The following is a 26,811-nucleotide window of genomic DNA, read 5'->3' as shown; positions in this document are numbered from 1 at the left end:
CCCAGCACTACTTTAGCGCATGTATTCTCTAACTCAGCACAAAGTCCCGGGCTTCAATGGCAGGTCTGGCAGGCTCGCCCAGCGCTTCCAGAATGGCGTTCTCAGCGGTTCGGGTAATGGCACAGAGCGGCAATGCATTTTTAACATCCGCAAAAGGATGTTCCAGCTCATTGGTGACCGCCTGCAAACCAAAAAACACATAGGCCACCACCGCGGCAATCAGCGGTGAAAACCATCCCACTTCGCCGGTCAGGGCGAAGGGCAGCAACAGACAGTAGAGATATGTGGTGCGGCGCACCAGCAGTGAATACACAAAAGGTAGCGGGGTGGATGCGATGCGTTCATTTCCCGCCTGAGCATAGGCAAACGCCGCTAAACGCCGGGCCAGCGTCAGCCGCCCGAAGTCGTCCAGTTCACCGGCGGTGTGCAACCGGTTAAGGTACTCACCGGCCTGCTGCAGCGCTGCCGCCGCCGGGTTTACGGCCTCCAGCATTCGCTGGCAGGCCTGGGGATCGCACCAGCCCTGCGGATGGGAATCCAGCGCCTCACCGCGCAGCTGCTGGCGATGGAAATACAGAAACATTTGCAGATAGCCCATCCAGTAACGCCGCGCCTGTGCCTGCGACAGGTAAGTATTCACTTCAATGCCGGCGGCCCGGCTGTCGGCAATAATCTGTCCCCACAGCTGGCGGGCTTCCCACCAGCGATCATAGGCTGCGTTATTACGGAAACCGAGAAACAGCGACAGCGCAATGCCGAACACCCCCATCGCCGTAATCGAAACATCCGGTAACGGCTGTATAAAATGGTGAATAAGCTGCAAACAGATAGCAAAACCGGTGAAGAAAACAATCTTGCCGATTACATTGCCGATGATCGATCCCTGATGAATGAATAATAATTCCCAGGACTTAGGCTGCGGACGAATAATCACGGTGAAACCCCTGTGTTTTTAAGACACCGGAATCCATTGTCAGGCAAATATCCGCTATGTACCACATAAGACATGTGATTATTTTCAGATACACAGACAAAAAAACCGCCGGTAGGCGGTTTTTTTATTCAGGCTTACGCGGTTGCTTCAACCCGGTAGTGTCTGGCGAACTCAATAAACTCATCCAGCGGCAAGGGTTTGGCATAGTAGAATCCCTGCACCTCCTGACAGCCACTGGCTTTCAGCAGCGCTAACTGTTCAGCTTCCTCCACGCCCTCAGCCAGAATCTTCAGATTCAGCTGCTGCCCCAGCTCAACGATCATTTTCAGAATCGCCTGATCATCCGAGCTGTTCAGTAAATCCCGGACGAACTCCCGGTCGATCTTCAGACGGTCCACCGGCAGGGTTTTCAGATAGCTCAGTGAAGAATATCCGGTGCCGAAATCATCCAGTGCCAGCTCAATGCCCAGCTCATGAAGTTTCTGCAGTGAAGCAATTACTTCATCCACTTCTGCCAGCAGGCCGCTTTCCGTCACTTCCAGTTCAAGCAATGCGGGCTGCAGACCGGTACGGCCCAGCACGTCTCCGGTCAGTACGGCCAGATCATCATCGGCAAACTGGACGCTGGATACGTTAACAGCCACCCGGATACCTGCCAGCCCCTGTGCCTGCCATGCCTGACAGTCCCGGCAGGCATTCTCTAAAATCTGTGCCCCCATCGGTACGATCAGGCTGGACTGCTCCGCCACCGGAATAAACATCCCCGGTGGCATAAGTGAACCGTCTTTACGCCGCCAGCGCATCAGGGCTTCAGCGCCAATCAAAGCCCCCGTCTGCAAATCAAACTGTGGCTGATAAAAAGGCACAAATTCTCCCAGATCCAGACCGGTGTGCATATCGTGCACCAGCTCCACCCGCTGAGTGACCGCCTCGCTGAGCTCCGGAGAATGGATCACTGCCCGGTTACGCCCGGATGTTTTCGCCTGATGCAGGGCGATATTGGCCTGTAAAATCAGTTCCTGACCATTCGCCGCCTCATGGGATGAGCAAGCAGCCCCAACACTGGCACTGAGCTGCAGCGTCCGTCCGGCCACGGATATCTGCTCGGCCACCGCCCGCTGCACTTGCTCAGCCATCTGTTCAAGGCCGGCCCAGTCGGCGGTATCCACCGCCTCATCCAGCAAAACACCGAACTCATCCTCCCCCAGCCGGGCCAGCAAAGTATCCGCTGGCAAAGCAGCCTGCAGTGTTGCGGCCAGCATAGACAGCACCTTATCGCCCACTTCATAGCCCAGGGTATCGTTAATATCACGGAAATGATCCACATCCACCAGCCAGATACGCACCAGCACTTTGCGCGCATCACTGTCGCCCATTCTTTTATCCAGCTCCTGCTGGAAGCCGGTCCGGTTGGCCAGCCCGGTCAGCGGGTCGGTATAGGCCAGTTTTTCTACTTTAGTGGCCAGTTGTTTACGTTCCCGCTCTTTGTCACTGAAACCGTTAAAAGCATCTGCCAGTGACTCAACCTCCCGGTATTGATAGTCCTCCGGGGCAAGCCCCCGGTCTTCTCCCCGGGACAGGCTACGCAGGGAACCGGAAATCCGGTTAAGGGGTTCAGACACCTGCCGCGCTACCCGGAAATTCACCAGCATCACCAGGGCAAACGCCAGTAAGGTTACCCCGGATAATGTACGGCTGATCCAGACGCCCCGTTCCAGCCAGCCATCCACCACGGTACTGACTTCCAGCAAACCGCGCACATCACCCAATTTCCAGTCCCGCTTGATTGAGGTCGGATGATTGTTATGGCAGGCAACACAGGCTGGCGCATTCAGGGTATCTGCCTGGGCTGCCCGCACCATCATCTTGCCATCCTGCTCGAGTAGCTCGACATAAAACTCATCAGGATTCGCCTGCACCGCTTTCCAGGCCCGTTTCTGATACTCATCCATCTTCCGTTCAATGCGGTTTTTGAAAGGGTAAGGACTGATGAGATCAGTCATCACCAATTCCTGAGGCTGATCATAATCAACCATTTCTATCAGGAAGGTTGCCGGTACCGGCACCCCTGCAGCAGAGGTCTGATGGTCGGCCATGACACTGAATTGCCCGGAACCTGTGACTTTGGAAACGACCTGTTCAGAATAGTAGTTGCGGATATTACGGAAGGTAGCAGCCTGTTGCTGCGCGTTATCAACAGCAGTCTTAGTAACAAACCACTCCAGCAAATACGGTGTTGCCAGAGAGACTGTCAGTGTGCCCACCAGTGCAATCAGCAGCACCGGCGAAGTAATTTTCCAATATAACGAACGTGACATGCATCGAAGCCTTATTACGTTTTACCAAGCCCTGAATATGTCGTCCGTTACACAGGGAATTCAAAAACCGGCCAGGTAAAGCCGGTTCTGCCAAAACCAAAAGCGTGTACTTCAGTAAGCAAACCTGAACATTTGCCCTGTGGAAGCAATTTCTTTCAGGTCCTGCTTATACCACGCCGCTTTTGCTTCTCTGTGACTGTATTACCAGCTACCTCCGGTGAAGTCAGATATCTCTTTACACCGGCAATGGCCGCCGATTGCTTTAAACCATAACAAACCAACCGGAGTAAACAACACCTAAGCCGCGGATTAATCATCAAAATGTTGAGCTGTTCATTTACAATACAGCTTTTCTCCGGCCTGAGTTTTGACAATGAACAAGGTTTTCTATCTGCACGGTCTGGGCTCCGGCGGCCAGGCCTCGACTGCCCTCGCCCTGCGAAATGCCGGGCTGAATATTACCGCCCCGGACTATGCGCCACAGGATTACACGGCCAGTATTGCGCTGCTGACGCAGCTGATCACCAAACAGCAACCGGCCCTGCTGGCCGGCACTTCGATGGGCGGATATTACGCGCTGAAACTGGCAGAACTCACCGGCATACCCTGCCTGGCAGTCAATGCCTGTTTTGAACCGGCCCTCAGCCTGAGTAAATACCTGCAGCAACCGGCAGAAGATTACGCCAACGGCGGCGTTATTCATTTCACACCGGCGATGCTGAATGCGTTTACTCCGCTGAATTCAGCCGTCAGGCCGGCAGGCATCGTTATTGGCCGGCGGGACGAAAGCATTCCGGCAGACTATCAGCAGGCATTCTGTGAACAGATGGGATGGCATTACCAGTTTCAGGACTGGGGACACCGGGTGGAAGATGCGCAGTGGCTGGCAACAGAGATAAGAAAAGCCCTGACATCCGGTGAGTAAACGTCAGATAAAAAAATGCCCCCTTAAGCCGCACAGGTAAGCCAGCGTCAGGGGGCATTTGCTTGCTGCCATTACCTGTCCAGTCGGTAATAGCAGCCCACCAAACTTAGATCAGACAATATTGATCAAACAATATTGCGCGGTGCGAATGAGAAGCTGCGGAACTCCTTCTTGTACTGGGATTCACCCAGCTTACGAATCCGCGCGACACCCATTTTGTAGTTGTAGTTACCACTGATGTTATCGACGATCCGGGCACTCAGGGAGTTAGACGGCTGCCGCATATCCAGCATGTTGGCGTAGAGCACGCCTTTCTTCACCGCCGGCGTTACAATAGCGACGGCAGTCACCGCCCCTTTGCTCAGCTCCACATGGCCGTTTTTCATCAGCTCGGAGAACTGGAAATCATCAGCATGGACGCCCAGAATGGTATCTTTCACCCCGACCACGCGGTCGGAATACATCATCACCTGATCGCCTGATTCAATGCCCCGCTTCTTCGCGTCTTCCGGATGGATTTCCACCCAGTTTTCCGGCCAGCGCTGAATCACGTAAGCACGGCGTTCCACGTCATCAAAGCCGGACTGCCAGATTTCATTGATACGGCCATTACTGAACCACAGTTCGTCATCCTTCGGCGTCAGCCATTCATAAAAATCACTGAACAGCCCCCACGGATGTTTCTGCAGGTTGACCTTACCGGTCTGAGAATTGAAGTGGGTTAACTTCTTACCCAACACGTTGGCCTCCTGCGGGCCGTCTTTCAGGCCCATGGCAGCCAGTTCTTCCGGCTTATTCATCAGTTCGGTGTCATGCAGACGCTTAGTCCCGACCAGCTCACCGGTTTCGTAGTTATACATCACCGGCCCCTGAATGCCGTCGGTGCCGAACTCACGCAGTTTTTCGTGCAGGGTTTTGCCTTCCTTATGGGCGGCAATCTTAATCATGTGGAAGTCTTTACGGCTGCCACGGCTGAAACGGGAAGCCTCTTCCGCCACTTCGTTGGCGTTACGCCAGTCGAAACCGTCATAGCCCATCCGCTTGGCCAGTTGGGCAATGATCCACCAGTCCGGTTTAGCCTGCCCCGGAGCATCATTAAACTTCTGATACAGCCGCAGGCGGCGTTCGCCATTGGCGCGCATAAAGTTTTCTTCACCCCAGGTCGCGGCCGGGAACACGATGTCAGCAAACTTGGCACCGATCGGATCACGCAGATAAATATCCTGGTTCACCACCACCATGCCGCCGGAATCCACCCGCTTTTTCAGGGTGTCGATGATGTCCTGCTTATCGTAGCTGTAGACCTGATTCGGATTCGCGGTGGTCAGCTCCCAGAACTTCTTCTGCAACCCCTGAGAACCACTCATAGACTGAATCCAGGTTGTACCGATGACATGGGCAAACCGGGTATGGCCGGAATACAGCCAGCGGTCAGTGTCCAGCGCCCGGCGACGCCGGCCCGGCACTTTCTCCGGCGACTTGTTCCGCGGGAATTTACCGCCCTTCACGCCGCCACGCTGGTGCCCACCAAAGCGACCGACGACCCGGCCTTCACGGCCACCGGCACCGACAATGGTTGCCAGCGAACTGATGGCATTGGTGTTACCAGTGTTGTTCGACCAGTAGAAGCCCTTCTCAATCCCGATGGACGTTTTGCGGCGGCTGCCATCGTCCTTCGGTTTGGCCAGCATTTCTGCCGCTTTGTAGATCTTATCCACATCAATACCGGCAACCTTTGCCGCGTATTTCGGGTCATATTCCTGCTGGGCATACACCCACTTTTTATAGTCTTCAAAACCATTAGTCTGGAATTTGCCCCAGGTGGTACGCCACTGCCACGGGGTATTACGGGTACCCTGACCGAAGCCGGAGTTAGACTCCCACTTGCTGTTAACCCACTTGCTGATCCACTCGGAATCTTCCCAGCCGTTTTCCATAATGACCCGGGAGATTGCCCCCAGCACCAGGTTGTCTGAACCGGGATTAATATCCAGATGCAAACCGCCATGTTTCTTCATGAAGGCAATGCCGGCGGTTTCCCGCGGGTTCAGAATCACCGTCTGCATCCCGGAGTAAATCGCCGGCATGATGAACTGGGTAAACAGAATGGTCTTGGTTTCGTAAGGGTCAGTCCCGCAGATCATCAGGGTGTCGGCACTGCCCCAGTCTTCATAACTCGGCCCGAAGTTATCAAAGCCCGCATCCCGGAACCCCGGCGTAGAGGTCACATCCGACGGTGTATCGTGGAAGGTGAAGTTCGGGGTATTCACGTGACGCAGTGCATACTTGGAAATCGCGTAGGTATTTTCGATGTACTGATACGAATATGTCTTTACGCCGTACGCAGATTCACCGTGTTTTTCCATCACGTATTTGCCAACTTCAGCCGCGATTTCCAGTGCCATATCCCAGGTGACCGGCTGCAATGTACCGCCGATACGGATCAGCGGCTGAGTCAGACGGTCACGGGTTGCGGTGCCGGGGTTATACACTTTCTGGGCGATCATCCCGCCCCGCATGGAAGAATCACCGTTGCGGTTAACGTGTTTGGTGTCTTTATCCGGCACAATTACGATGTTATGCGGCTTACCTTTATGCATCACCACATTGTGCTGCGAAGGGGCTACCCAGGCCTGCAGTGGCGCAGAGGGAAAATTAATCCCAAAGGCGTTTTCACTGGCTTTCATGCCACCATTGGCTTTCTCCAGCGGCCAGCGGTAAACCTTATATCCACAGGCCACAATGCAGTAATCACAGGCAGTAGTGAGTACTTCAGCATCTTTCGGCGGTAAAGGTGCATGATCTTCCGGAATATAAAAATTAGTCGTCATGATGCGCTCCTTCTAACCTACCAGCTTGTTATCAACGCGGCCAAACAACAGGCCCATGATGCCAACGGCATAGACATTGTCACCGTCCACTTCCAGCAAAACCTGCGGCAGGCTCTCATAAGCCTGACCGGAGACAATGATGCCGTGACGGCGCAGATCGAATGTCGACAGATGGAACGGGCACTGTCCCAGCACCCGGTGCTCATCCACCACCTTATATTCGTTCTGTAACGGACCACCCTGATGCGTACACATATAACTGAAGGCCACCACATCCTGATCATCACCGACGCCTCCGCCCCCCTGAACGCCCATTTTCACCAGCATTGCCTGGGAATTCGGGCCGTCATCCGGGTAGTTAAAATCTACCGGCTGGTTGTCTTTCAGTTCACTGAGCTTCGCCACCAGCATTCGCGGATAGGTGGTCACTTCTGCTTGCATATCACGGGCCATGGCTGTGCCGGGAAACATGTTCAGGGTAATGACGCTGCTGGCTGCCGCGGCGCTACCGGAGTACATCAGGAATTTACGCCGGGTCAGCATGCATTTGCCGTGCTCTTCGGCGGTTTGCTTAGACTTATCAATACTCATTTTCTCGCCTCCTGCAGTTCTTGCTCAGAGAACAGCGGCTCGTAAGGTGGCAGTGTCGGGCGTTTGGTTTTCATCTTCTCGCCGCTGAATGCATCCAGGAAAGCCAGCAGCTGTTGCTTTTCTTCTCTGGTCAGCCCCAGTGGCCGGATCAGCTCAGACTTGGTCTGCGGAAACGCGGTAGTTGTACCGGCCCGGGTAATCCCGCCCTTGTTGTAGAAGTCGATCACGTCTTCAAGGGTTTCAACGGAACCGTTATGCATATACGGCGCGGTATACTTAATGTAACGCAGCGACGGGGTACGGAACTTACCCTTCATAGCCGGCAGCTTGCCGCGGAAGTAAACGCCCGGGTCCGCCTTGGTTTTACGGTACATCTCTTCCGTTGAACCTTTGGCATACAGTTCATAGCGGAAGGTAATCTGCGCCAGCGCATCCTCTTCCCAGCGTTCCAGCGGGGCGACGCCGATGTTGTAGTACTTCTGATCAGATGCCAGCGCGCCGTTATGACACTGCACACAGCCGGCCTTACCTTCGAACAGTTCTTTACCTTCCAGTTGCTCACCGGTGAGGGCGTTTTCATCACCGTTCAGGTAGTTATCCAGCGGTGTATCCCGCTGTACCAGGGTGCGTTCATAGGCGGCAATCGCCATCCAGGCGTTGCTGATTTTCGGCCAGTTATCCCCGAACACATCCTTAAACCGCTGGCGGTATTCAGGAATCAGCGCCAGCCGGGCTTCCATAATGTCGTTTTCACCGTTGCCGGCAACGCCACCTTTTGCTGCAGAACGGGCCTGGGCTTCCAGTGATTTCGAAGAACCGGCCCAGAACAGCTTGTCGTAATAGGCGGAGTTAATGATGGTCTGGGAATTACGCCAGTGAATGGTGCCCGGATACCCCAGGGAAACATCATCCGGCCAGTCCCAGCCCATAGACGGCACATGACAGCTGGCACAGGAGGTAGACCCGTCACCGCCCAAACGGCCATCGAAGAACAGGATCTTGCCCAGTTCGACTTTCTCATCACTCATCGGGTTATCCGGCGGTACCGGCACCGGCCCTAACGCAGCCAGTGCAGGGTAAGTCTGATCGCCGAACTGAATGGTTCTGGCAGGCTGGTTCTGACCGGCACGCATCGCATCAGCAATGGCAACGGAGACCTCAGACATGGCATTTCCGGAAACATCTTTGCTGTCAGCATTAATGGAAGAGCAGGCAGCGGTACTGGCGGCAACTGTCATGGCAAACAGCCGGGCTTTTCGGTTAAGTTTCATAATTCGCATCCCCCTCAGTTCCTGGCGCTCTGCCAGTTCTCGATTACCTGATAGCTGTAATCATCGGCTTGCCAGACATAATCCGGGGTATTCAGCGGATCACCGGACAACGCTTCCAGGAAACTCACCAGATCCCGCTGTTCTTTAACAGACAAACCCAGCGGCCTGATCAGCGGGCTCTTGTTGCTGTCTTCACCGCCACCGCCGTTGTAGAAAGACACCACTTCCTGCAGGGTTTGCAGGGTGCCGTTATGCATATAGGGGGCGCTGTATTTCAGCTCGCGCAGAGTCGGCGTCATGAACTTACCGATATCTGAGCCGTCAGCCTTATGGCTTTGTACGTGGGCACCCACATCACGCTTCAGGTTCATGTAATTCTCGTTACCCATGAACATATTGAAGGCAATGAAAGACTGATGCCGCTGCGGATCGAGGAAGATATCAAAGTTTTCTGCCACCCCGGTGTTATGGGCTTCGCTGTCAGAGAACAGCGGCCCGGTATGGCACTGGTTGCAACCGGCTTTACCTTCGAACAGTGTCTGGCCCCGTTTGGCGGCAGCGCTCAGAGTGCCGTTATCGAACGGCACATTCCGGGATGTCAGGGTCTTCAGGTATTCAGGTATGGCTTTACGCACTGAACCGTTAGAAGGCTCGCCGTAGCCGGCATCCTTAAACATCTGCACATACACCGGGTCCTGCTTGATACGCTCCTGCATCAGGCGCATATCCATGTTCATCAGGTAATCTTCGGTAATCATTTCCCGGGTGACATCGTTCAGGTTGGTCCCCAGACGGCCATCGTGGAACCACTGATCCTTATACACAGTGTTGATCAGTGTCGGGCTGTTACGGAAATGTCCGCTGCCCGGATACCCCGGAGACAAGGCTTCAGGATAGGAATACCCGCTTTCAGGCTGGTGACAGCTGGCACAGCTCAGTGCGGTGTCACCGGAAAGACGCTTATCAAAAAACAGTCGCTTACCCAGCTCAGCTTTCGCCGGATCGGTTTTCAGCGGCGGCAACTGCCGGGAATTATCTTCAGCAGCCTGCAGACCAGCCGCCGTAAACGCCGCGGCCATTACACCGGCAACCAGCCAGGGGCGTTGTTTACTTTGCCGAATTCTCATTGCTATTTCTCACCTCGTGATTGTTTACCCTGTGATGTCATCTGGCGACGTATGCCACTTCCGTAAAAGCGGCTGTTGCGTGGTAAACACATTGCGAACATGTCTGTGCAGGATCAGTACCAACTCACAAGAAACGAGATAAAACCAAATAAAAACAACAAATTAAAATTAATGGCATCGCTGGCAAGTGCCGCAGCGATGTAACGTTTTATGCAATATTCCAGGCAAGCTGCCGGGCTGATTTAACGTTTCGTTCAATCCTGCACTGTTGACTATAAATGAACTGATTCTCCCCGGTAGCAACAACGCTCATGGCCTTGATACACATCAACAGATCGGGGCAAACAATGGCATAAACTGGAAATTCACCGTTGGCAGCCGCTGTCTTTCAGCCCCCGCCCTCAGACCAGAAGAGGATTCGTTATGTCTATTGCAGTGCGCGACCAATTCAATCAGGTACTCAACCATCTGCTGACTCAGGGTGATGAAGCCGACCGCTGCTACGCGGCCCGGGCAGCAGGCCAGACCGGTGCCCATAACAACCTTCAGGCACTGCTGGACAACCTCTGCCACGAAGATATCGATGTCTGTGTCGATGCCGCTGACGCACTCGGGCACCTGAAACCCGCCGGAAATACTGACGACCTGATCAGCCGGCTGATTGCCGTTGTTGAGCAGCATCCCGAGGGAGATGCCAAAGCAGCGGCGGCGAATGCGCTGGCCAGACTGGATCATCCCGCAGCAATGGCGGCTCTGCTCAGCTGGGCAAAAGGCAACCCCGCCGCCAATGACTTCGTGGAAGAATGGGATGACTGGTGGGACATCCAGCTGAACGCTGTCAACGCACTCGGCCGGCTCGGCCACAGCGATGCAGTGCCGGTGCTGTTAAATGTACTGGAAGAAGAACCGCTGGATATCGAAGCAGATATTCTGCGGGCCTTAAGCCGCTGCGGTGAGCCGGGTATCAGCGCGGTCATCGAACTGAGCCGCAGCAATCAGCCACGGATTGTCCGCCGCAGCATGAACGCTCTGGGCCAGTGCGAATGTGACGCCAGCCTGATTGCGGTCTTTAAAGGCCTGCGCCATGATCAGCCGGACGTACGCAGCCACGCCGCTCAGGCCATTGGCCAGCGACAGGCAATGAAGTACTTCATCGATCTGCTGTATCTGCTGAAAGATCAGGACACGGACGTACGCCAGCAGGCACTGAATGCGGCACAATCCATGCTGCCACACCTTCAGCCCTACCACAGTAAACACCTGACGCCGGAAAAATTTACCGAACTGCATCAGCAACTGGATGCCCGGGGGCGGGGGCTGATTCTCAACGCCCTCGATCAGTTAATCAGCCGGGATCTTCTAGCGGAAGAACTGCAGGAACAGGCATCACTGCAAAGCGCTATCCGGGAAAGCCTTAACTCCGCCGACGGCGAAGAAACTGAAGCCGCTGTACAGCTGCTGCATAAAGTCCGCATCAGCGATGCCCAGCAACAAATTCTGGCGCGTTTAGAAGAAACCGGCCTGCCCCTGACGACCCGGCGACGTCTGGTGTCTGCACTGGCGCACTTGCCCGCTGATCCGCAAAACTGCCTGCTCCCCCTGAACAACCTGTTACAGAATGAAACCGCGGCCATGCGTCAGGTCGTTATGGAAACACTGGTACAACTGGCGCAGCAACCGGCCACGAAAAACCGTTTCAGCTGCACCGATTTACTGGCCCTCTATCTGGCCGGCGAAGACATTTGTTCAGACAAACTGCAGCAACAGCTGGCAAACGCTGATGCCCCGGCAGACGGTCAGGACAACCAGATGATCCCGAGCGTTATGGTTAACGCCGCCGGAGACCCGGACAACCCGCCACAGCCCCTCAGCGATGAAGAACGGATGGCACAGATCCTGGCCAACTTTGGCGAAGCATATCCCCTTCCGGATCCCCCGGACGAAACGGATCCCAAAGTCCATAAACCGAAACCCCGCTCCACACTGGACGCCATTAATCTGGCCAATGTGGAAGCCAGCCTGCAAAGTGAAAGCCGGACGGAAGACACCGGCCGGGGCGAGCATATCCGTGAAATGGTCGAAGAACTGCCTGAGGATATGCACACCTTCGGGGGCATTGTGGTTGGCCATCTGGATACCGGCAGCAAACTGAATCTGAACCGTAAGAAAATAGCCAGACTGCCGGAATACAACAACCAGCTACTGGCCGTCCGGGCGCTGGGCAAACTGATCAGCAATGACAGTGCTGAACAGTTACTCAAAGGCCTGCTATGCGAAGATCCGCACTATGTGCTGGAAGTGGTCAGCAGTCTGGCGCAGATCGCGGAACAGGATAATCGCCTCAGCGCGCTGGAAAATGCCGTCGGCCCGCTGTCCACCCTGTTACTGGCCGGCACGGATCAGATCCGGCAGATGTCAGCCCGGACACTGGGTGCACTGGCCAGCCGCAAACCCATCCCGGTGCTGAAGCAGGCCCTGCTGGACGAAGACAGCAATGTGCGCATGGAAAGCTTACGGGCGCTGCAGAAAATCCTGCCAAAAGGCTCGCCGGACTCGGTTATCAGCGTTGTTCGCGAATGCCTGCAGGACCCGGTGGACGGGGTGGTATTGGCCGCCTGCGACTATCTGATTGCCGAACAGGCCGTCAAACCGCTCAGCACCGATACCGCGCTGATCGCTCAGTTAACAGAGCTGGGGCTGAGCAACTCAGCACTGACCGGCAAAATAGCAGAAACCCTCGCCAGCCTTGCGCCGGACCAGGCAGCCCGGTTACTGCTGACACCCATTCTTAATGAGGACTTTGCCCGGCAGCGGCCTAAGGCACTGCAGATGCTCAGCTATCTGACCCGCACATAGATACCTGCTGAGCAGCATGACATTTCCAAGAGAACAGCTGTCCCGGCGCCGCTACTTACTAGCGGCGCTTAAAACCCTGCTGCCGGGCCTGCTGATACTGGGTCTGGTACTCACCGCACTCTATGAGGTAACCCTGCAGCAACAGGTCAACCTGATCCAGCAGCAGGAACGTTCAGCGACGGAGCGCACCCGGCAACTGATGTCCACCCAGTTGGACAACATGATTGCCGATGTACAGATCATGACCAATCTGGCCGCGCGGATGAAGCTTGATGCCCCCCGCGGGGTGCAGCAACTGACCGATAATCTGCTGCGTTTTGCCCGCCATAAACCCAGCTATGCACAGCTGCGGTTTATCAACGCCCGGGGCAGAGAAGTGGTACGGATAAACCAGAGCCGCCAGAAAGCACCGGTTGCCGCAACACGGCTGCAAAACAAAGCCCACCGTTATTACTTTCAGCAGGGAATGGCACTGGAACAGGGGCAGGTCTATGTATCGCCCTTTGATCTGAACGTCGACCGGGGCAAAGTCGAAACCAACAATCCTACCCTCAGGGTCGCTGCAAGGGTGACCAGCCCCACCGGGCAGGCGCTGGGCATTGTGATTGTCAATCTGGACGGTGCAGAGCTGTTCGAACGGGTCTGGGGGGATACCGCCCTTAAACTGGATACCATCGCGCTGGTCAGCCAGTACGGTTACAGCCTGATCCGCCCGCAGGCCAGCAGCAACCGGGTGAGCTTCAGCGATAAAAACCTGCTGGCGGAAAGCACCCCGCAACTCTGGGAACGGATCAACCGGACCTCAAGGGGCGAACTGATCTTTAACGACCGTTTCTTTGCCTTCAATACCCTGGAAATCAGAAACGCCACCGGCAACCACCGCTGGAAGATTTTCACCGTGCTGAACAGCCATGCCCTGCAACAGGTACGTACCGATTTCGTCTATGCCAACCTGCCGGGATTCGGGCTGGTCCTCATGATGTTAATCATCGGGTCGGTGATGCACGCCCGGTATCAGCTGCGCCACCGGGGCGCCATGGAACTGAATGCCTATGAACGCAGCTTCCGGCATCTGTTCGAAGACATTCAGCTGGCTGCCGTCGCCCTGAATGAAGATGCCCGCATCAGTTTCTGTAACGATCACTTTCTGCAACGCACCGGTTATAGCCGTGACCAGTTGCTGCAGTGTAACTGGTTTGAAATGGTCGCCGATGACAGTCCCACCCTCTGGCATGAATTACTGGAAGCCGCAGAACAGGCCAGCGGCCCCTGCCGCTTTCTGCAAAATATCCTTAGCCGTACCGGCCAGACCCTGACCTTCGCCTGGACCTGCACCCTGCAACAGCAGAACGACAACGACACCCGGCGAATTACCCTGGTCGGGGAAGACATCACCGCCCGGCTGGCCCGGGAAAAACAGCTGATCCAGCTCACCCAGGCGGTAGAGCAAAGCGCCAATGCCGTGATGATCACCAATACCCACGGCCATATCACCTATGTGAATCCGGCCTTCTGTCAGCTCAGCGGTTACAGCCCTGATGAAGTACAGGGCCGTAATCCTGGCTTCCTGAAATCCGGCTATACCAGCGACGAACAGTACCAGACCCTCTGGCGTACCCTGCGGGATGGCGGTATCTGGCAGGGAGAATTCCACAACCGGAAGAAAAACGGCGAACTGTTCTGGGAACGGGCGATGATCTCCCCGGTACGCAACAGCACGGGCGAAACCCTTTCCTTCATCGCCGTCAAACAGGATGTCACCGCCGAGAAACACCTGCAACACCAGCTTGAGCAGGAGATCCAGGAACGTATCCGCAACGAACAGCTGGCAGCCGTGGGCCGCATGGCCAACATGATCGCCCATGACCTGCGCAATCCCCTGAGTTCAATCAGAGTAGGGATTCAGCTCACACGCCGTAAACCCGGCATTGATCAGGAAACCCAGGAGCTGTGTCAGATCTCTCTGGAACAGATCCGCTATATGGATAATATCCTTGAAGACCTGCTCAGTTACTCGCGGCCCGCGGACCTGAACCCTGAATGGCTGTCGGTGAACACCCTCACCGAACAGGTCATCATGAGCCAGTTACGGCTGATTAAAGACCGCAATATATTCATCGACCAGGATCTGGGGGATAACCTACCCACCATCCATGCCGACCCCGCCAAACTGCGGCAGGTGATTCAGAATCTGGTGGTCAATGCGATTCAGGCAGCGGACGACAATCACGGCCAGCTTGCCCGGGTCAGCCTGCGCAGCCGGCTGATCTTCACCGATCAGGGCCCCAAACTGGAAGTAGAAATCTGCAATAACGGCAAAGGGGTCGACCCCTGTCTGGGAGACAAAGTCTTCGAACCCTTTTTCACCACCAGAGCCAAAGGCACCGGGCTGGGGCTGGCCATTGTGCAGCGGATTGTCCGGCAACATCATGGGCATATCAGCATTCAGGCCATCCCCGGCAGAAAAGGCACCGGCGGCACCCGGGCACTGCTGAGCCTGCCGGTCAGCCATCACCCCGCGTCTCAGCCTGAACACACGGACACGGCCGACGAAAACAACGAAAAGAAGCACCGTAACACGGAGGTATACAGCGCATGAATTCTATTCTTATCGTCGATGATGACCACGCAATCTGCCGTACACTGGAAATTCATTTTGGCAGCATCGGTCATCAGGTCGCCATTCGTCATTCAGTGGAAGAAGGTCTGGAATGGCTGAACCACAACAGCGCGGATGTGCTGGTTCTGGATATCCGTATGGCGGGGCTTTCCGGGCTGGAAGGTCTGCCGATGTTCAAGGCACTGCAGGCTGACCTGCGTATCATTATGATCACCGCATACCACGACATGGCCACCACCATTGAAGCCATGCAAAACGGTGCCGACGAATATATCCACAAGCCCCTTGATCTGGATGAGATAGACGCAGCCGTTGCCAGCGCGCTGAAATATCGCCAGCAACAAAACAGCGACGGCATTGAAGTCCCGCAGGCCACCGTCTTTGGCAAATACGACCTGGTCGGCTCCAGCGCCGCCATGCGCACTGTTTTCAAAACCATCGGCCGGGTTGCCGATACCAGCGCCTCGGTGCTGATCACCGGCGAAAGCGGTACCGGCAAAGAAGTGGTCGCCCGGGCGATTCACAACGCCAGCAGCCGCCGGGACCAGAGCTTTGTCGCAATTAACTGCGCCGCACTGGTGGAAAACCTGCTGGAATCTGAAATGTTCGGCCATAAACGCGGCGCTTTCACCGGTGCCGTGAAGGACCAATTGGGCAAGTTTGAACTGGCAGACAAAGGCACCCTGTTTCTCGACGAAGTGGGCGAGTTATCCCCGGGGATTCAGGCCAAGCTGCTACGGGTGCTGCAGGACAGAGAATATATTCCTCTGGGGGCAGAAAACGTCCGCTATACCGATGCCCGGATCATCGCCGCCACGAATGCCGACCTGAATCTGGCGATGCAGGAAGGCCGCTTCCGGGAAGACCTGTTCTACCGTTTACAGATCGTTAACCTGCACCTGCCGCCGCTACGGGAACGCAGCGGCGATCTGGTGGAACTGGTACAGAATCTGATGACCCGCAGTAACCGGGAAATGGGCCGCAGTGTTAACCGGATCTCGGTGGAAGCCATGGCCTGCCTGAATAGCTACCACTGGCCGGGCAACATCCGCGAACTGCAAAACCTGCTGACCAAAGCAGTCGCCCTGTGCAACGGTGAAGTGCTCACCGCAGACCTGTTACCGGAGCACCTTACCCGCGACGTACCTCCCCATGAAGGTGCCATTGGGCGGTTCAGTGATCCGCACAGTACAAAAAACCTCAGCCTGCAGGAAATCGAACGGCACCATGTGGAACAGGTACTGGAAAGTACCGGCTGGCACAAAGGGCAGACCTGCGACATTCTCGGCGTCTCCCGGCCCAGGTTGCAACGGATGATCAGCAACTACGGTATTCAGGAGCCGGAATAACCCCGGCCCCTTCCCGATTCATTCCACCGGATTACGCAACACTCCCGCCCTCCCTGCCCGGTTTTTCCCCACAGGGCGCAGTATTAGGCTTTTCCTGTCTCAGGCAGTGTCACTCTCAACAGCTGACGCTGTTCATCATCACTCACTACAGGAACAACCAGTATGCCCCGTTTTGCTCTCATCTGCGGTTTATTCACAGCCCTGACGTTCATCGGCGTTGCACCACTTACGCAGGCTCAGGACACCGCGCCACCCCCTCAGGAGAATACCGTGCAATCACTCAGCAATCAGGAAATTATCGCCCTGACCTACGAAGGAAAAGACTCATCGGAAAACGCAGTCAACCTGCAACGCTATCTGGCGGACGATGTGGTCTGGACGGAAGCAGCCGGCTTTCCCTATGCCGGCACCTATGTGGGATTCAGCAACATCGCTAAGGTGTTTCAGCAACTGGAAACAGAATGGACCGATTACCGTTTCACCGTAGAAGGTTATGTTGCCTCCGGCGATAAAGTCATGGCGTATGGCACCTATACCGGCACGTTCAAAGAGACCGGCAAAGCTTTCCGCGCCCGGGTCAGCCACCTGTGGACACTGAAAGATCAGACAATTATCGGCTTTGAACAGTTCGTCGACAGCCAGCCGGTTAACGACGCCATGCAGCCATAAAGCAAAAACCCGGCACCGGTCAGGCGTTTTCTGCTCAAACTTGCCAGGTAGCACATATTTTTTGTTCATTTTCTGATACAAAAGAGGGGCCAATCGCTGTATCAAAATAAGAACAAAGGATGTCACTTATGAGCAACAGAATTCCCCTGACCGATGTTGAACTGGTCGACGCCGTTAAATCCTGTACCAGCTGCGCCTGGTTCTGGCAGGGTATCAGACCCTACGGGCCCTTCCCTTCATTTAACTGGGCCGAAGAATTCCCTGAAGCCATCCGTGATCAGCCGCCCCAGACAGCCAACAGCCGGTTCCATGAAAAAACCCACATGGCACAGGCCGTGGGTGCGGAATACATCCAGCCGGCTGTTCTGCGCGGCTGCCGTAAAGCCCCCATCATGACCGTTGGCATCAACCCCAACCTGAGCGCCTTCAAACCCTACGACAACGGTGCGGACTTTACCTACCCCTGGTTTGACCGCAATGGCAGCTATGCCTATTACTACCGCCACGCCAGCGTATTTCAGGAACGGACCGATCTGGAATACATGCGCAAAGGCATTATTCCCGGCAGCGAAATCATTGCGCGGGCTGACGGGCAGATAAAACGCCCTGCCCGGGGCATGGATCACCGCTGGATGGAAATCCCGGTGCAGTATGACGACAGCGACGAAGAAACGGTTTACGAACTGGGCTGGATACCGGAAGAACGGGCGGTGGTATTCGCATCAGACAGCTTTAAGAAAGGCGACATCATCGCCGCCAAAACAGACCCGGCGAAAGACACCGACATGCAGCTCTATGCCCAGGCGGTGGGCTATTACCAGCGTATTCTGCCAATTCTGAATATTCTTGAACAGCGGATGGATATCCCCAAAGACACGCTGGAAGTAGGTGAGGATGTCAGCATGCATGACATGATTGGCTGTGCGTCTCCCGGCTGGAGCGATAAATACGATATCCCTCAGCAGCGGATCGCCAGTACCTGCGTCTCAGAAAAGCGCTTTATGTTTGATCAGCTCATCCAGAGCCGGCCTGAAGTGCTGATCATCGTCAGTAACAGTTCGCTGAAAATGTTCTGCGACGGGCTGGACAGCTTCAGCGCCAGCATCGACCTGACCACCAAACGGCCGGACTCCGATGAACAGCGGGATGTGTTCGATCTGATGAAAGAAACCTGCCTGCGTAAACGTTACGTCAGCTATCCGGTGAACGGAAAAACCGTTAAAACCCGGATCATCGTCACCCCGCATTTCTCCTACGGCAGTAACTTCAATAACCAGTCACGGTTTTCAGTACAGGCCTGGGAAGCATTTAAAGCAGAATATCCCGGCGATTACCTGACCCTGAAAAAAGCCAACAAAATAGAACGGGAAACCTATAACGGCTATATCCCGATTGATCTGCAGGGTGAAGACGACACCCTGAAAGACAGCATTAACCCGGCCGCCTGGCAGGTGCTGATGGGCCACCATTATGAGCCGAAAGAACTGGTTGCCGACGCCCTCTATTCAGAAGTGGAAGCCGGCAATCTGCACTACGACAGCCAGTCGGGCCACCTGAAACGGGTCAGCGGCAAGTGTACCTTCTGCGTCAACGACCAGTGGCAGTTCCCGGAAGGCTGTGCCTACGGCAAAGCCTGAGCCGTTCTGAACAGAGCAAAAAGCCGGGAAACCCCGGCTTTTTTGTGCAGCAATCAGCCCTGCGCTTCGAAATCATCTTCACGCAGTTTGGCGGTACCATCATCCTGCAATACCCAGAGTTCGCGGTGAATCACGCCGTGGGCATTATTCATTTTCCAGCCGGATGTCAGCAGCATGCTGGTTTCATCCACCATTTCCAGTTTCGGCTCGATGTATTCCACGTCACTGAAGCCATCGGCGATCAGCTTGGTCCAGAACGCCTGAATTTCTTCCGTGCCGGTAAATGTACCGAACGGCCGGGCATGCATCACCGCATTCGCTTCATACTGGGCGGCACAACCGGCAGCATCGCCGCTGTTAAACGCATTTTTCCAGTTTTCACTGGCGGCCTGTACCGCCGCTAACAGAACATGATTGGTTTTCATAACTTCTTCCTTCGTTAAATAACAGTCAACATCAAACAGACTTTCACTGGCCCCTTTACGGCCCGGTATGGCAAAACAGTAAACGCAGAAAACGCCACCCACTTTCGCAGGCAGCGTTTTAAAAAAGTTCGGACTTACAGATCAGCAAGCAGCTCATCAGTGCCGGCCACCCGGCCATAACCAAAGCTGAGTGCTGACATATACCCGTGGTGCACATCCGCCGCGGCAACGGTTTTACCGTCGAAGCTCAGATCCAGCGTGGCGCAGGCATCATGGGCAACCGAGACTTCATAGCCAAAATCAGCGGCAGCCCGGGCACCGGCATCAATACACATATGGCTCATCGCCCCGACAATCACCAGATGCTCAATGCCCTGCTCATCCAGCAGTTGCTTCAGCTCGGTATCCCGGAAGCTGTTAATCTGCTGCTTCAGGACCACCGGCTCACCCGCCAGCGGCGCGACACTTGGGTGAATCTGTGCGCCTTCTGAACCGGGCAGAAAAAACGGCGCATCATCGGTTGGAAACTCATGCCGCACGTGCACCACCGGCAGGTTTTTCTCACGGAAAGCAGCCAGCAGTCTGGCCCCCTGCGCGGCGGCGGCCTCTGTACCCACCAGTTGCCATTTGCCACCCTGGAAATAATCGTTCTGAAAATCGATCAGTAATAATGCTGTTTTAGCCATCGGCCAGTACCTCTGAAAGAAGATGTTCTGCGTTAAGTCCCGGGAATGATTTAAGGCGCCCTGAATATGGGACTATTATTACCCGGCTCTGCACGCTAGACTAAAGTCAAAACTGGCACAAAACAGGCTAAAACTGACAAATGACCTCTACTTCTCAGTCAGCGGATACATCCCTGATTAAAATCGGCATCATCAACTACCCAGGAGCAATGCTGTCTGCCGTACAGGGGCTCAGGGAAATCTTTCTGCTGGCCAACCGGATTTGCGCGCAAAATGGCTTTGAGCGGGAGTTCGAAGTGATTCTGCTTACCCCGGAAGACATCGCCGGGGGCGGTTATGAAGATCACCGCCTGCAGGTACTGATCATGACCCCCTGTCTGGAAGGCAAATATCACCTGCAACCGGATGCCCACCTGAACCGCTGGATGCAGCAGCACCACAGCCAGGGCGCGGTGGTATGTTCAGTCTGTGCGGGGGCTTTCCTGCTGGCAGCCAGCGGTATTCTGGACGGCCGGCCCGCCACCACCCACTGGGATCTGGCGGAACAGTTCGCCACCGACTACCCCCGGGTAAAACTGGATATCAATAAGATTCTGATTAACGACGGCGACATCATCACCGCCGGCGGCCTGATGGCCTGGATGGATTTAGGGCTGGAACTGGTGGCCCAGTTCACCCAGCCACAGATCATGCGCCAGTTAGGCAAATACCTTATTATCGACACCGGCGCGCGGGAACAGCGCTATTACCAGAGCTTTAATCCCAAACTGGATCACGGTGACCGGCTGGTACTGAAAACCCAGCACCACCTGCAGGCCTGTTTTCATGAACATATCAGCATCAGCGACTTACCGGACATGGTTCACCTGAGTGAACGGACTTTTTTACGGCGTTTTGTTAAAGCCACCGGTCTGAAACCCATGCAATACCTGCAGCGGCTGAGAATTCAGAAAGCCTGTGATCTGCTGGAAGCCAGCGCCGATACCATAGAAGCCATCGCCGAGCAGGTCGGTTACGAAGACACCAGCGCCTTCCGTAAAATATTTATAAAAACCACCGGATTAACCCCTAAGGAATTCAGGGGACGGTTCAGTTAAAAGCACTTAATGATTGCCCGAAAGGAGCCCGGCAATACTTAAATCTTCATCCAGCGCCGGCCAGTGTATACCTTCACCATCGCCCAACAACTGTAAGTTCTTAAGCTGATCTGGCTGGGCATTATTCAACCGTGGAAACCATTCAAGCGGCACTGAAATCGTCCGGCCATCCCGAAGCTGGACGGTAAGGCTACCTTCCGAACACAGAGCACTGACTGCCCGGGGTTCAGAATCAATGGGTACAATTGTCATGCCATCCCTCCTGAAAAACGTCCTTATATTTTATAACCAGAGATTTTACTTTGCGAAGTTCTGCGTTCGACATCTGCGTAGCACTGGCCAGTTCAACCGGACTTAACCAAAACTTGGCCAGTTTATTATCCCGCTGGATATGAATATGGGCGGGCTCTGAACCTTCATTACTGTAGAAGAAAAATCGGTACGGACTGATTCTCATTATGGTAGGCATCATTTTCTCTTCCCTGAGAATTCATCTTCAGCGTAACAAATTCAGGGAAAAGAAAAAAATTGCGTCCTCCACCGTTCAGGCTACTTCACGGTGGAGAACGCGAGGGCACAAGGTACGTTACCCGGCAGGTAATCCGGATAAGCTGTGCACGCTGCCCGGGGCAAGGCGTTTTAAGGCAGGGCAGCGTTGCTTTGGAGATCAGACAATCAATCTGATCTGAAGGGGACCAAAGTCGTTTACGTATTACAGGTTCATTTCCTGCATTACTTTACGGAAAGCATCCAGTACCCGGTCGATATCTTCGCGGCTGTGACCGGCGGATACCTGCGTACGGATACGGGCCTTACCCTGTGGTACCACCGGATAAGAGAACGCAATTACGTAAATACCGTGTTTTAAGGCCCGCTCGGCAAACTCAGCAGCCACCTTCGCGTCGTACAGCATGATAGGGACGATAGGATGGTCACCCGGCAGAATTTCAAAGCCGGCCTCTGTCAGCTTTTTACGGTAATACTGGGTGTTTTCTTTCAGCTGACCACGGATATCCGCCGACTCACTGACCAGATCCAGCGCTTTAATCGCACCGGCAACCACCGGTGGCGCAACCGTATTGGAAAACAGATACGGGCGTGAACGCTGACGCAGCAGCTCGACAATTTCCTTACGGCCACTGGTGTAACCGCCACTGGCACCGCCCAGCGCTTTACCCAGCGTACCGGTAAGGATATCGATTCGGCCGATCACACCGCAGTGCTCATGGCTGCCGCGACCATTCTCGCCGACGAAACCGGTGGCGTGACAGTCATCCACGTGCACCATCGCACCGTACTTGTCCGCCAGATCGCAGATCTTATCCAACTGGGCTACATAGCCGTCCATAGAGAATACGCCGTCGGTGGTGATCAGCTTGATCCGGGCGCCGTCAGCATCCGCCTGCTGCAGAGCCTCTTCAAGCTGCTGCATATTGTTGTTGGCATAGCGGTAACGCTTCGCCTTACACAGCCGCACACCGTCAATGATGCTGGCGTGGTTCAGGGCATCAGAAATAACCGCATCCGCATCCGTCAGAATGGTTTCAAACAGACCGCCGTTGGCATCAAAGCAGGACGGGTACAGAATGGTATCTTCCGTGCCCAGAAAATCGGTCAGTTTGTCTTCCAGCTGCTTATGGATGGTTTGAGTACCGCAGATAAAGCGTACCGACGCCATGCCATAACCAAACTCTTCCAGGCCTTCACGGGCCGCCCGGTTCACTTCCGGATGCTGCGCCAGCCCCAGATAATTGTTGGCACACAGATTCAGCACCTGTGAACCGTCCTGCAGTGGCACATTGGCATTCTGTGCACCGGCGATGACGCGCTCATTCTTGTATAAACCCGCATCGCGAATCGCCGCTAACTGATCGGCGTAATGTTGTCTTGTATTCGCCTGCATTGTTTAATCCTCCCAGTTCAGGATAACTTTACCTGCCTGTCCGCTGAGCATTGCGTCAAAGCCCTGTTGAAATTCTGTGTAGTGCATCCGGTGAGTAATCACCGGGCTGAGATCCAGACCGGTTTCCACCATCATGGACATCTTGTACCAGGTGTCATACATCTCACGGCCATAGATACCTTTAATGGTCAGCATGCTGAAAATCACCCGGTTCCAGTCGATATGCGTATCCTGATTCGGAATCCCCAGCACCGAAATCTTACCGCCGTGGTTCATGTTGGCGATCATGTCATTCAGCGCCGCCGGGCTGCCGGACATTTCCAGACCCACGTCGAAACCTTCCACCATGCCCAGCTCTTTCTGAATATCATCGAGCTTCTCGTCCATGATATTCACCAGACGGGTTGCCCCCAGTTTACGGGCCAGATCCAGACGGAACGGGTTGTGATCGGTTACCACAATGTTACGGGCACCGGCATGTTTACAGACCGCCGCCGCCATACAACCGATGGGACCAGCACCAGTAATAAGCACGTCCTCACCCAGTAGCGGCCACTGCAATGCTGTATGCGTGGCGTTACCGAACGGATCGAAGATGGCCGCAATGTCTTTATCGATATCCGGGCGGTGTACCCAGACGTTCGCCATTGGCACCGCAATATATTCAGCAAAGGCACCGGTGCGATTTACCCCGATACCGGAGGTGTGATTACAGAAGTGACGCTTACCGGACATACAGTTACGGCAGCGGCCGCACACTACGTGCCCTTCACCGGAAACAATCTGGCCAGGATAAAAATCCACTACGTTGGAACCCACATCGACAATCTCGCCCACGAATTCATGGCCGATTGTCATCGGAACCGGAATGGTTTTCTGCGCCCACTCATCCCAGTTATAGATATGCAGGTCGGTACCACAAATCGCCGTACGCTGTACTTTGACCAGAACATCATTGATACCGATTTTAGGCATCGGTACCTGCTCCATCCAAAGACCGACTTCTGCCTTCGATTTAACCAGTGCTTTCATTGCCACTTCTCATATATTGGAAAATTTTCCTGCATACTTACTCAAGAAAGTACAATATGCAAGATTTTTTTCTATTATCCTAAAAACGACATATGGAAAAAATCCGCAAATACGCGTAGCATTGGGCTCCTTCGTAAATCAGCGCAAAAGAAAGATGTCGGAAATAAACCTGAAAAGCCTCGCAGACAGGCTAAAACAATACCGCAAAGATAATCAGTGGACGCTGGAACAGCTGGCTGAACAGTCAGGTGTCAGCCGTTCAATGCTGAGCCAGATCGAACGGGGCAAAGCCAACCCGACACTGGCGGTGACCTGCCGGGTCGCCCAGGCGCTGAATATCTCCATTGCCGAACTGGTGGAAGAACCCTGGACCCAGCCAAGTATTGAAGTGGTCGCCCACGACGCCGACGATAACGTGATGCGCGACGATGAGAACGGTTTCGTGCAAATGCTAACGCCGCCGAACTCCACCACCGAATTCTACCGCCTGCGGCTGGCACCTGCCGCCACCCTGAACTCCAAGCCCCACTTCCGCGGCACCCGGGAAATCCTCACCGCCCACAAGGGCAAGGTAACGGTGATTTCCGGCAGCGATAACCGGGATATGGAAGAAGGTGATACGGCGTATTATCAGGCGGATCAGAACCACTGCATTATCAACCGCAGTGATGAAGAGGCGTTGCTATATATGGTGATTTGTCTGGAAGAACCCAATGCCATTGGCTATGAGTGGGATCTGACGGATCATCCGGATAATGTTTGATTCCATTATCCCGCATAAAAAAAGCAGCCCTTGGTGGCTGCTTTTTTATGTCTGTTTAATTTATGGGTTTTGGAATAAGAGCAAGCGCTGACAGGTTTTTACATTGTCTTTATTATTCAAATTGCTGATATTTCAGCACTCGAATACATAAAAACACTGAATTGTCAGTATCCCAAATGAATCAACCCAACAATCACTTCACCCGATAACGCCCACCGGCAATAAATGCCCCGTTACGATACTCATCCTTCCCGTAAAGAAACGGCCCGCCTTCCGGCAGATCCACATAGCCTCCTGCAGCCCGCAACACCACATCACCGGCGCCGGTGTCCCATTCCATGGTTGGCCCGAAGCGGGGATAAACGTCTGCTTCGCCGGCGGCCAGCAGGCAAAACTTCAGTGACGATCCAATCGCTACTGTGTGTTCAATCCGCTGTTGTTCTAACCATTCATCGGTTTGCTGATCCCGGTGGGAGACACTGGCCACCGCCACTGCTCCGTCAGGTGGAATTTCCCGCACCTGTAATCGCCGTGTACCTGCTGAACTGACCTCAAATGCACCGTTCTCATTGCCATAAAACAGCCGGTCCAGCGCCGGAGCATACACCACACCCAACACCGGCACACCGTTGTCGATCAGGGCGATATTCACCGTGAACGAACCTTTACCGTCCCCTTTCAGGAATTCCTTGGTGCCGTCCAGTGGGTCCACCAGAAAGAAACACGGTGGCGCGCTGATGCTGTGGCTGCTGGCGTTTTCTTCCGATATTACGGTGATCTCCGGGGCGACCCGGGCCAGTACAGGTAAAATCAGATCTTCCGCGGCCTGATCCGCCATTGTAACCGGCGAGCCATCATCCTTAAGGCTGGCCTGAAACCTTTTATCAGCAAGCATTTGTTCATAAACCTGCATAATCGCGGCACCGGCTTCTCTGGCGACATCTATAAGAGGCGATAATAAATATTCTGTTTGCATAAGAGCCTTCTTTTGGAAAAAACACACGAAATTACCAGGATCATCCAAGATTAAAGCTGACAGATTTTATGTAAACACTAAGGAGAAAGTTCTGCGAAATATCTTGAAATATACTAAACGCTTTAGCTTTCCCGGTGTCTGTCTGACTGCATAGTCTGAAGTAGCTCAATCATCAGATAATCACCGCCGAAACACAACATAAACGTGCTTCAGCTGGCAGTCACCCGGCAGCGGGTATATATATGTAGTAACCCACGAAGAACCTGGTGAACACCATGCTGAAACATTTAACTCTGATCTCCGGTTTACTCATATCTGCATTGTTACTGGTACCGGCCAGCCAGGCCGCAAAACCGGAAGGCGTTGGTCAGGATAAAGCCAAACATCAGCAGAAAGCGAACAAGCACCATAAGGCTTCTGCCAAACATGATTCCGATTCCGCCAGAATATACGGTTTCACCCGCCATGAAGCAGACATTATCCGTGACTATTACGGCGATCATTACGGCTACGATGCCCGCACCTATAAAAGCCTGCCAAAAGGGCTGCAAAAGAAGCTCGCCCGCGGTGGCAGCCTGCCGCCGGGCTGGCAACGTAAATTACAGCAGGGTGATGTACTGGATTATGAGCTGCGGGCACTGAGTGAACCTATCCCGGACAGCCTGCGCCGCCGCCTGCCGGATTATGACCGGGCCCGTTATGAACTGATCAGAATCAAAGATCAGATCATCCGGGTTGCCCGAGGCGAGGGAACTGTTATTGATATCCTCAGCCTGACGGATCTGTTTCTCAACCGCTGAA

22 protein-coding genes are annotated in these 26,811 nt (G+C 54.4%); 9 read left to right on the top strand and 13 right to left on the bottom strand.

Annotated elements, in window-relative coordinates; all coding sequences use genetic code 11:
• Positions 1-28: 28 nt before the first annotated feature.
• Entirely contained in the window at positions 29-934 is a 906-nt protein-coding gene (locus tag PCI15_RS04505; RefSeq protein WP_271273168.1) for a bestrophin family protein, read from the bottom strand.
• A 134-nt stretch (positions 935-1,068) separates the two neighbouring features.
• The gene (locus tag PCI15_RS04500; protein WP_271273167.1) at positions 1,069-3,252 is read right to left on the bottom strand and encodes an EAL domain-containing protein; all 2,184 of its coding nucleotides are present in this window, start codon (positions 3,250-3,252) and stop codon (positions 1,069-1,071) included.
• 373 nt (positions 3,253-3,625) lie between these two features.
• Between PCI15_RS04500 and PCI15_RS04495 the strand changes: the two genes are divergently transcribed.
• Positions 3,626-4,177: a YqiA/YcfP family alpha/beta fold hydrolase gene (locus PCI15_RS04495; protein WP_271273166.1), complete on the top strand. Its 552-nt coding sequence runs from the start codon at positions 3,626-3,628 to the stop codon at positions 4,175-4,177.
• Positions 4,178-4,302: 125 nt separating this feature from the next.
• Here the strand turns inward: PCI15_RS04495 and PCI15_RS04490 are convergent, their stop codons facing one another.
• The 4 genes from PCI15_RS04490 to PCI15_RS04475 are packed head-to-tail and all read right to left on the bottom strand — an operon-like array spanning position 4,303 to position 9,997.
• The gene (locus PCI15_RS04490) at positions 4,303-7,008 is read right to left on the bottom strand and encodes an arsenate reductase (azurin) large subunit (protein WP_271273165.1); all 2,706 of its coding nucleotides are present in this window, start codon (positions 7,006-7,008) and stop codon (positions 4,303-4,305) included.
• 12 nt (positions 7,009-7,020) lie between these two features.
• On the bottom strand, positions 7,021-7,599 hold the full coding sequence (locus tag PCI15_RS04485; RefSeq protein WP_271273164.1) for an arsenate reductase (azurin) small subunit: 579 nt from the start codon (positions 7,597-7,599) through the stop codon (positions 7,021-7,023).
• Entirely contained in the window at positions 7,596-8,870 is a 1,275-nt protein-coding gene (locus PCI15_RS04480) for a cytochrome c peroxidase (RefSeq protein ID WP_271273163.1), read from the bottom strand. Before PCI15_RS04480 ends, PCI15_RS04485 begins: the two co-directional genes overlap by 4 nt.
• Positions 8,871-8,884: 14 nt before the next feature.
• Positions 8,885-9,997, bottom strand: a complete 1,113-nt coding sequence (locus tag PCI15_RS04475; protein WP_271273162.1) for a cytochrome-c peroxidase — start codon at positions 9,995-9,997, stop codon at positions 8,885-8,887.
• A 423-nt stretch (positions 9,998-10,420) separates the two neighbouring features.
• Between PCI15_RS04475 and PCI15_RS04470 the strand changes: the two genes are divergently transcribed.
• From PCI15_RS04470 to PCI15_RS04450, 5 genes are all read left to right on the top strand, one after another.
• Complete coding sequence (locus PCI15_RS04470; RefSeq protein WP_271273161.1) at positions 10,421-12,853, top strand: HEAT repeat domain-containing protein; 2,433 nt, start codon at positions 10,421-10,423, stop codon at positions 12,851-12,853.
• Between the two features lie 16 nt (positions 12,854-12,869).
• Entirely contained in the window at positions 12,870-15,452 is a 2,583-nt protein-coding gene (locus PCI15_RS04465; protein WP_271273160.1) for a PAS domain S-box protein, read from the top strand.
• The gene (locus tag PCI15_RS04460; RefSeq protein WP_271273159.1) at positions 15,449-16,822 is read left to right on the top strand and encodes a sigma-54-dependent transcriptional regulator; all 1,374 of its coding nucleotides are present in this window, start codon (positions 15,449-15,451) and stop codon (positions 16,820-16,822) included. Before PCI15_RS04465 ends, PCI15_RS04460 begins: the two co-directional genes overlap by 4 nt.
• 162 nt (positions 16,823-16,984) lie before the next feature.
• Positions 16,985-17,491: a nuclear transport factor 2 family protein gene (locus PCI15_RS04455; protein ID WP_271273158.1), complete on the top strand. Its 507-nt coding sequence runs from the start codon at positions 16,985-16,987 to the stop codon at positions 17,489-17,491.
• A gap of 128 nt (positions 17,492-17,619) precedes the next feature.
• Complete coding sequence (locus PCI15_RS04450) at positions 17,620-19,128, top strand: hypothetical protein (RefSeq protein ID WP_271273157.1); 1,509 nt, start codon at positions 17,620-17,622, stop codon at positions 19,126-19,128.
• A gap of 53 nt (positions 19,129-19,181) precedes the next feature.
• Here PCI15_RS04450 and PCI15_RS04445 read toward each other — a convergent pair whose 3' ends face one another.
• Together PCI15_RS04445 and PCI15_RS04440 are read right to left on the bottom strand one after the other, a co-directional pair.
• On the bottom strand, positions 19,182-19,553 hold the full coding sequence (locus PCI15_RS04445) for a YybH family protein (RefSeq protein WP_205659056.1): 372 nt from the start codon (positions 19,551-19,553) through the stop codon (positions 19,182-19,184).
• A 134-nt stretch (positions 19,554-19,687) separates the two neighbouring features.
• The gene (locus tag PCI15_RS04440; protein WP_271273156.1) at positions 19,688-20,239 is read right to left on the bottom strand and encodes a cysteine hydrolase family protein; all 552 of its coding nucleotides are present in this window, start codon (positions 20,237-20,239) and stop codon (positions 19,688-19,690) included.
• Positions 20,240-20,379: 140 nt separating this feature from the next.
• Between PCI15_RS04440 and PCI15_RS04435 the strand changes: the two genes are divergently transcribed.
• Entirely contained in the window at positions 20,380-21,336 is a 957-nt protein-coding gene (locus PCI15_RS04435) for a GlxA family transcriptional regulator (RefSeq protein ID WP_271273155.1), read from the top strand.
• Positions 21,337-21,342: 6 nt separating this feature from the next.
• On the opposite strand, the gene PCI15_RS04430 is transcribed toward PCI15_RS04435, so the two are convergent.
• The 4 genes from PCI15_RS04430 to tdh form a co-directional block, all read right to left on the bottom strand.
• Positions 21,343-21,588, bottom strand: a complete 246-nt coding sequence (locus PCI15_RS04430; protein WP_271273154.1) for a DUF2442 domain-containing protein — start codon at positions 21,586-21,588, stop codon at positions 21,343-21,345.
• Positions 21,569-21,793 (bottom strand): DUF4160 domain-containing protein, encoded by a 225-nt coding sequence (locus tag PCI15_RS23690; protein ID WP_376787839.1) that lies wholly within the window; start codon positions 21,791-21,793, stop codon positions 21,569-21,571. The genes PCI15_RS04430 and PCI15_RS23690 overlap by 20 nt, the downstream gene beginning before the upstream one ends.
• Positions 21,794-22,048: 255 nt before the next feature.
• On the bottom strand, positions 22,049-23,239 hold the full coding sequence (kbl, locus tag PCI15_RS04425) for a glycine C-acetyltransferase (RefSeq protein WP_271273153.1): 1,191 nt from the start codon (positions 23,237-23,239) through the stop codon (positions 22,049-22,051).
• Positions 23,240-23,242: 3 nt separating this feature from the next.
• Positions 23,243-24,271, bottom strand: a complete 1,029-nt coding sequence (tdh, locus tag PCI15_RS04420) for an L-threonine 3-dehydrogenase (RefSeq protein ID WP_271273152.1) — start codon at positions 24,269-24,271, stop codon at positions 23,243-23,245.
• A 154-nt stretch (positions 24,272-24,425) separates the two neighbouring features.
• Between tdh and PCI15_RS04415 the strand changes: the two genes are divergently transcribed.
• Positions 24,426-25,034, top strand: a complete 609-nt coding sequence (locus PCI15_RS04415; protein ID WP_271273151.1) for a helix-turn-helix domain-containing protein — start codon at positions 24,426-24,428, stop codon at positions 25,032-25,034.
• 193 nt (positions 25,035-25,227) lie between these two features.
• Here PCI15_RS04415 and cysQ read toward each other — a convergent pair whose 3' ends face one another.
• Positions 25,228-26,010, bottom strand: a complete 783-nt coding sequence (gene cysQ, locus PCI15_RS04410) for a 3'(2'),5'-bisphosphate nucleotidase CysQ (protein WP_271273150.1) — start codon at positions 26,008-26,010, stop codon at positions 25,228-25,230.
• Between the two features lie 275 nt (positions 26,011-26,285).
• On the opposite strand from cysQ, the gene PCI15_RS04405 reads away from it, so the two are divergent.
• Positions 26,286-26,810: a hypothetical protein gene (locus PCI15_RS04405; RefSeq protein WP_271273149.1), complete on the top strand. Its 525-nt coding sequence runs from the start codon at positions 26,286-26,288 to the stop codon at positions 26,808-26,810.
• Position 26,811 lies beyond the last annotated feature (1 nt).

This window comes from Aliamphritea hakodatensis, assembly GCF_024347195.1.
GTDB classification, from domain to species: domain Bacteria; phylum Pseudomonadota; class Gammaproteobacteria; order Pseudomonadales; family Balneatricaceae; genus Amphritea; species Amphritea hakodatensis.
This window is presented reverse-complemented; position numbering and strand designations above follow the sequence as displayed.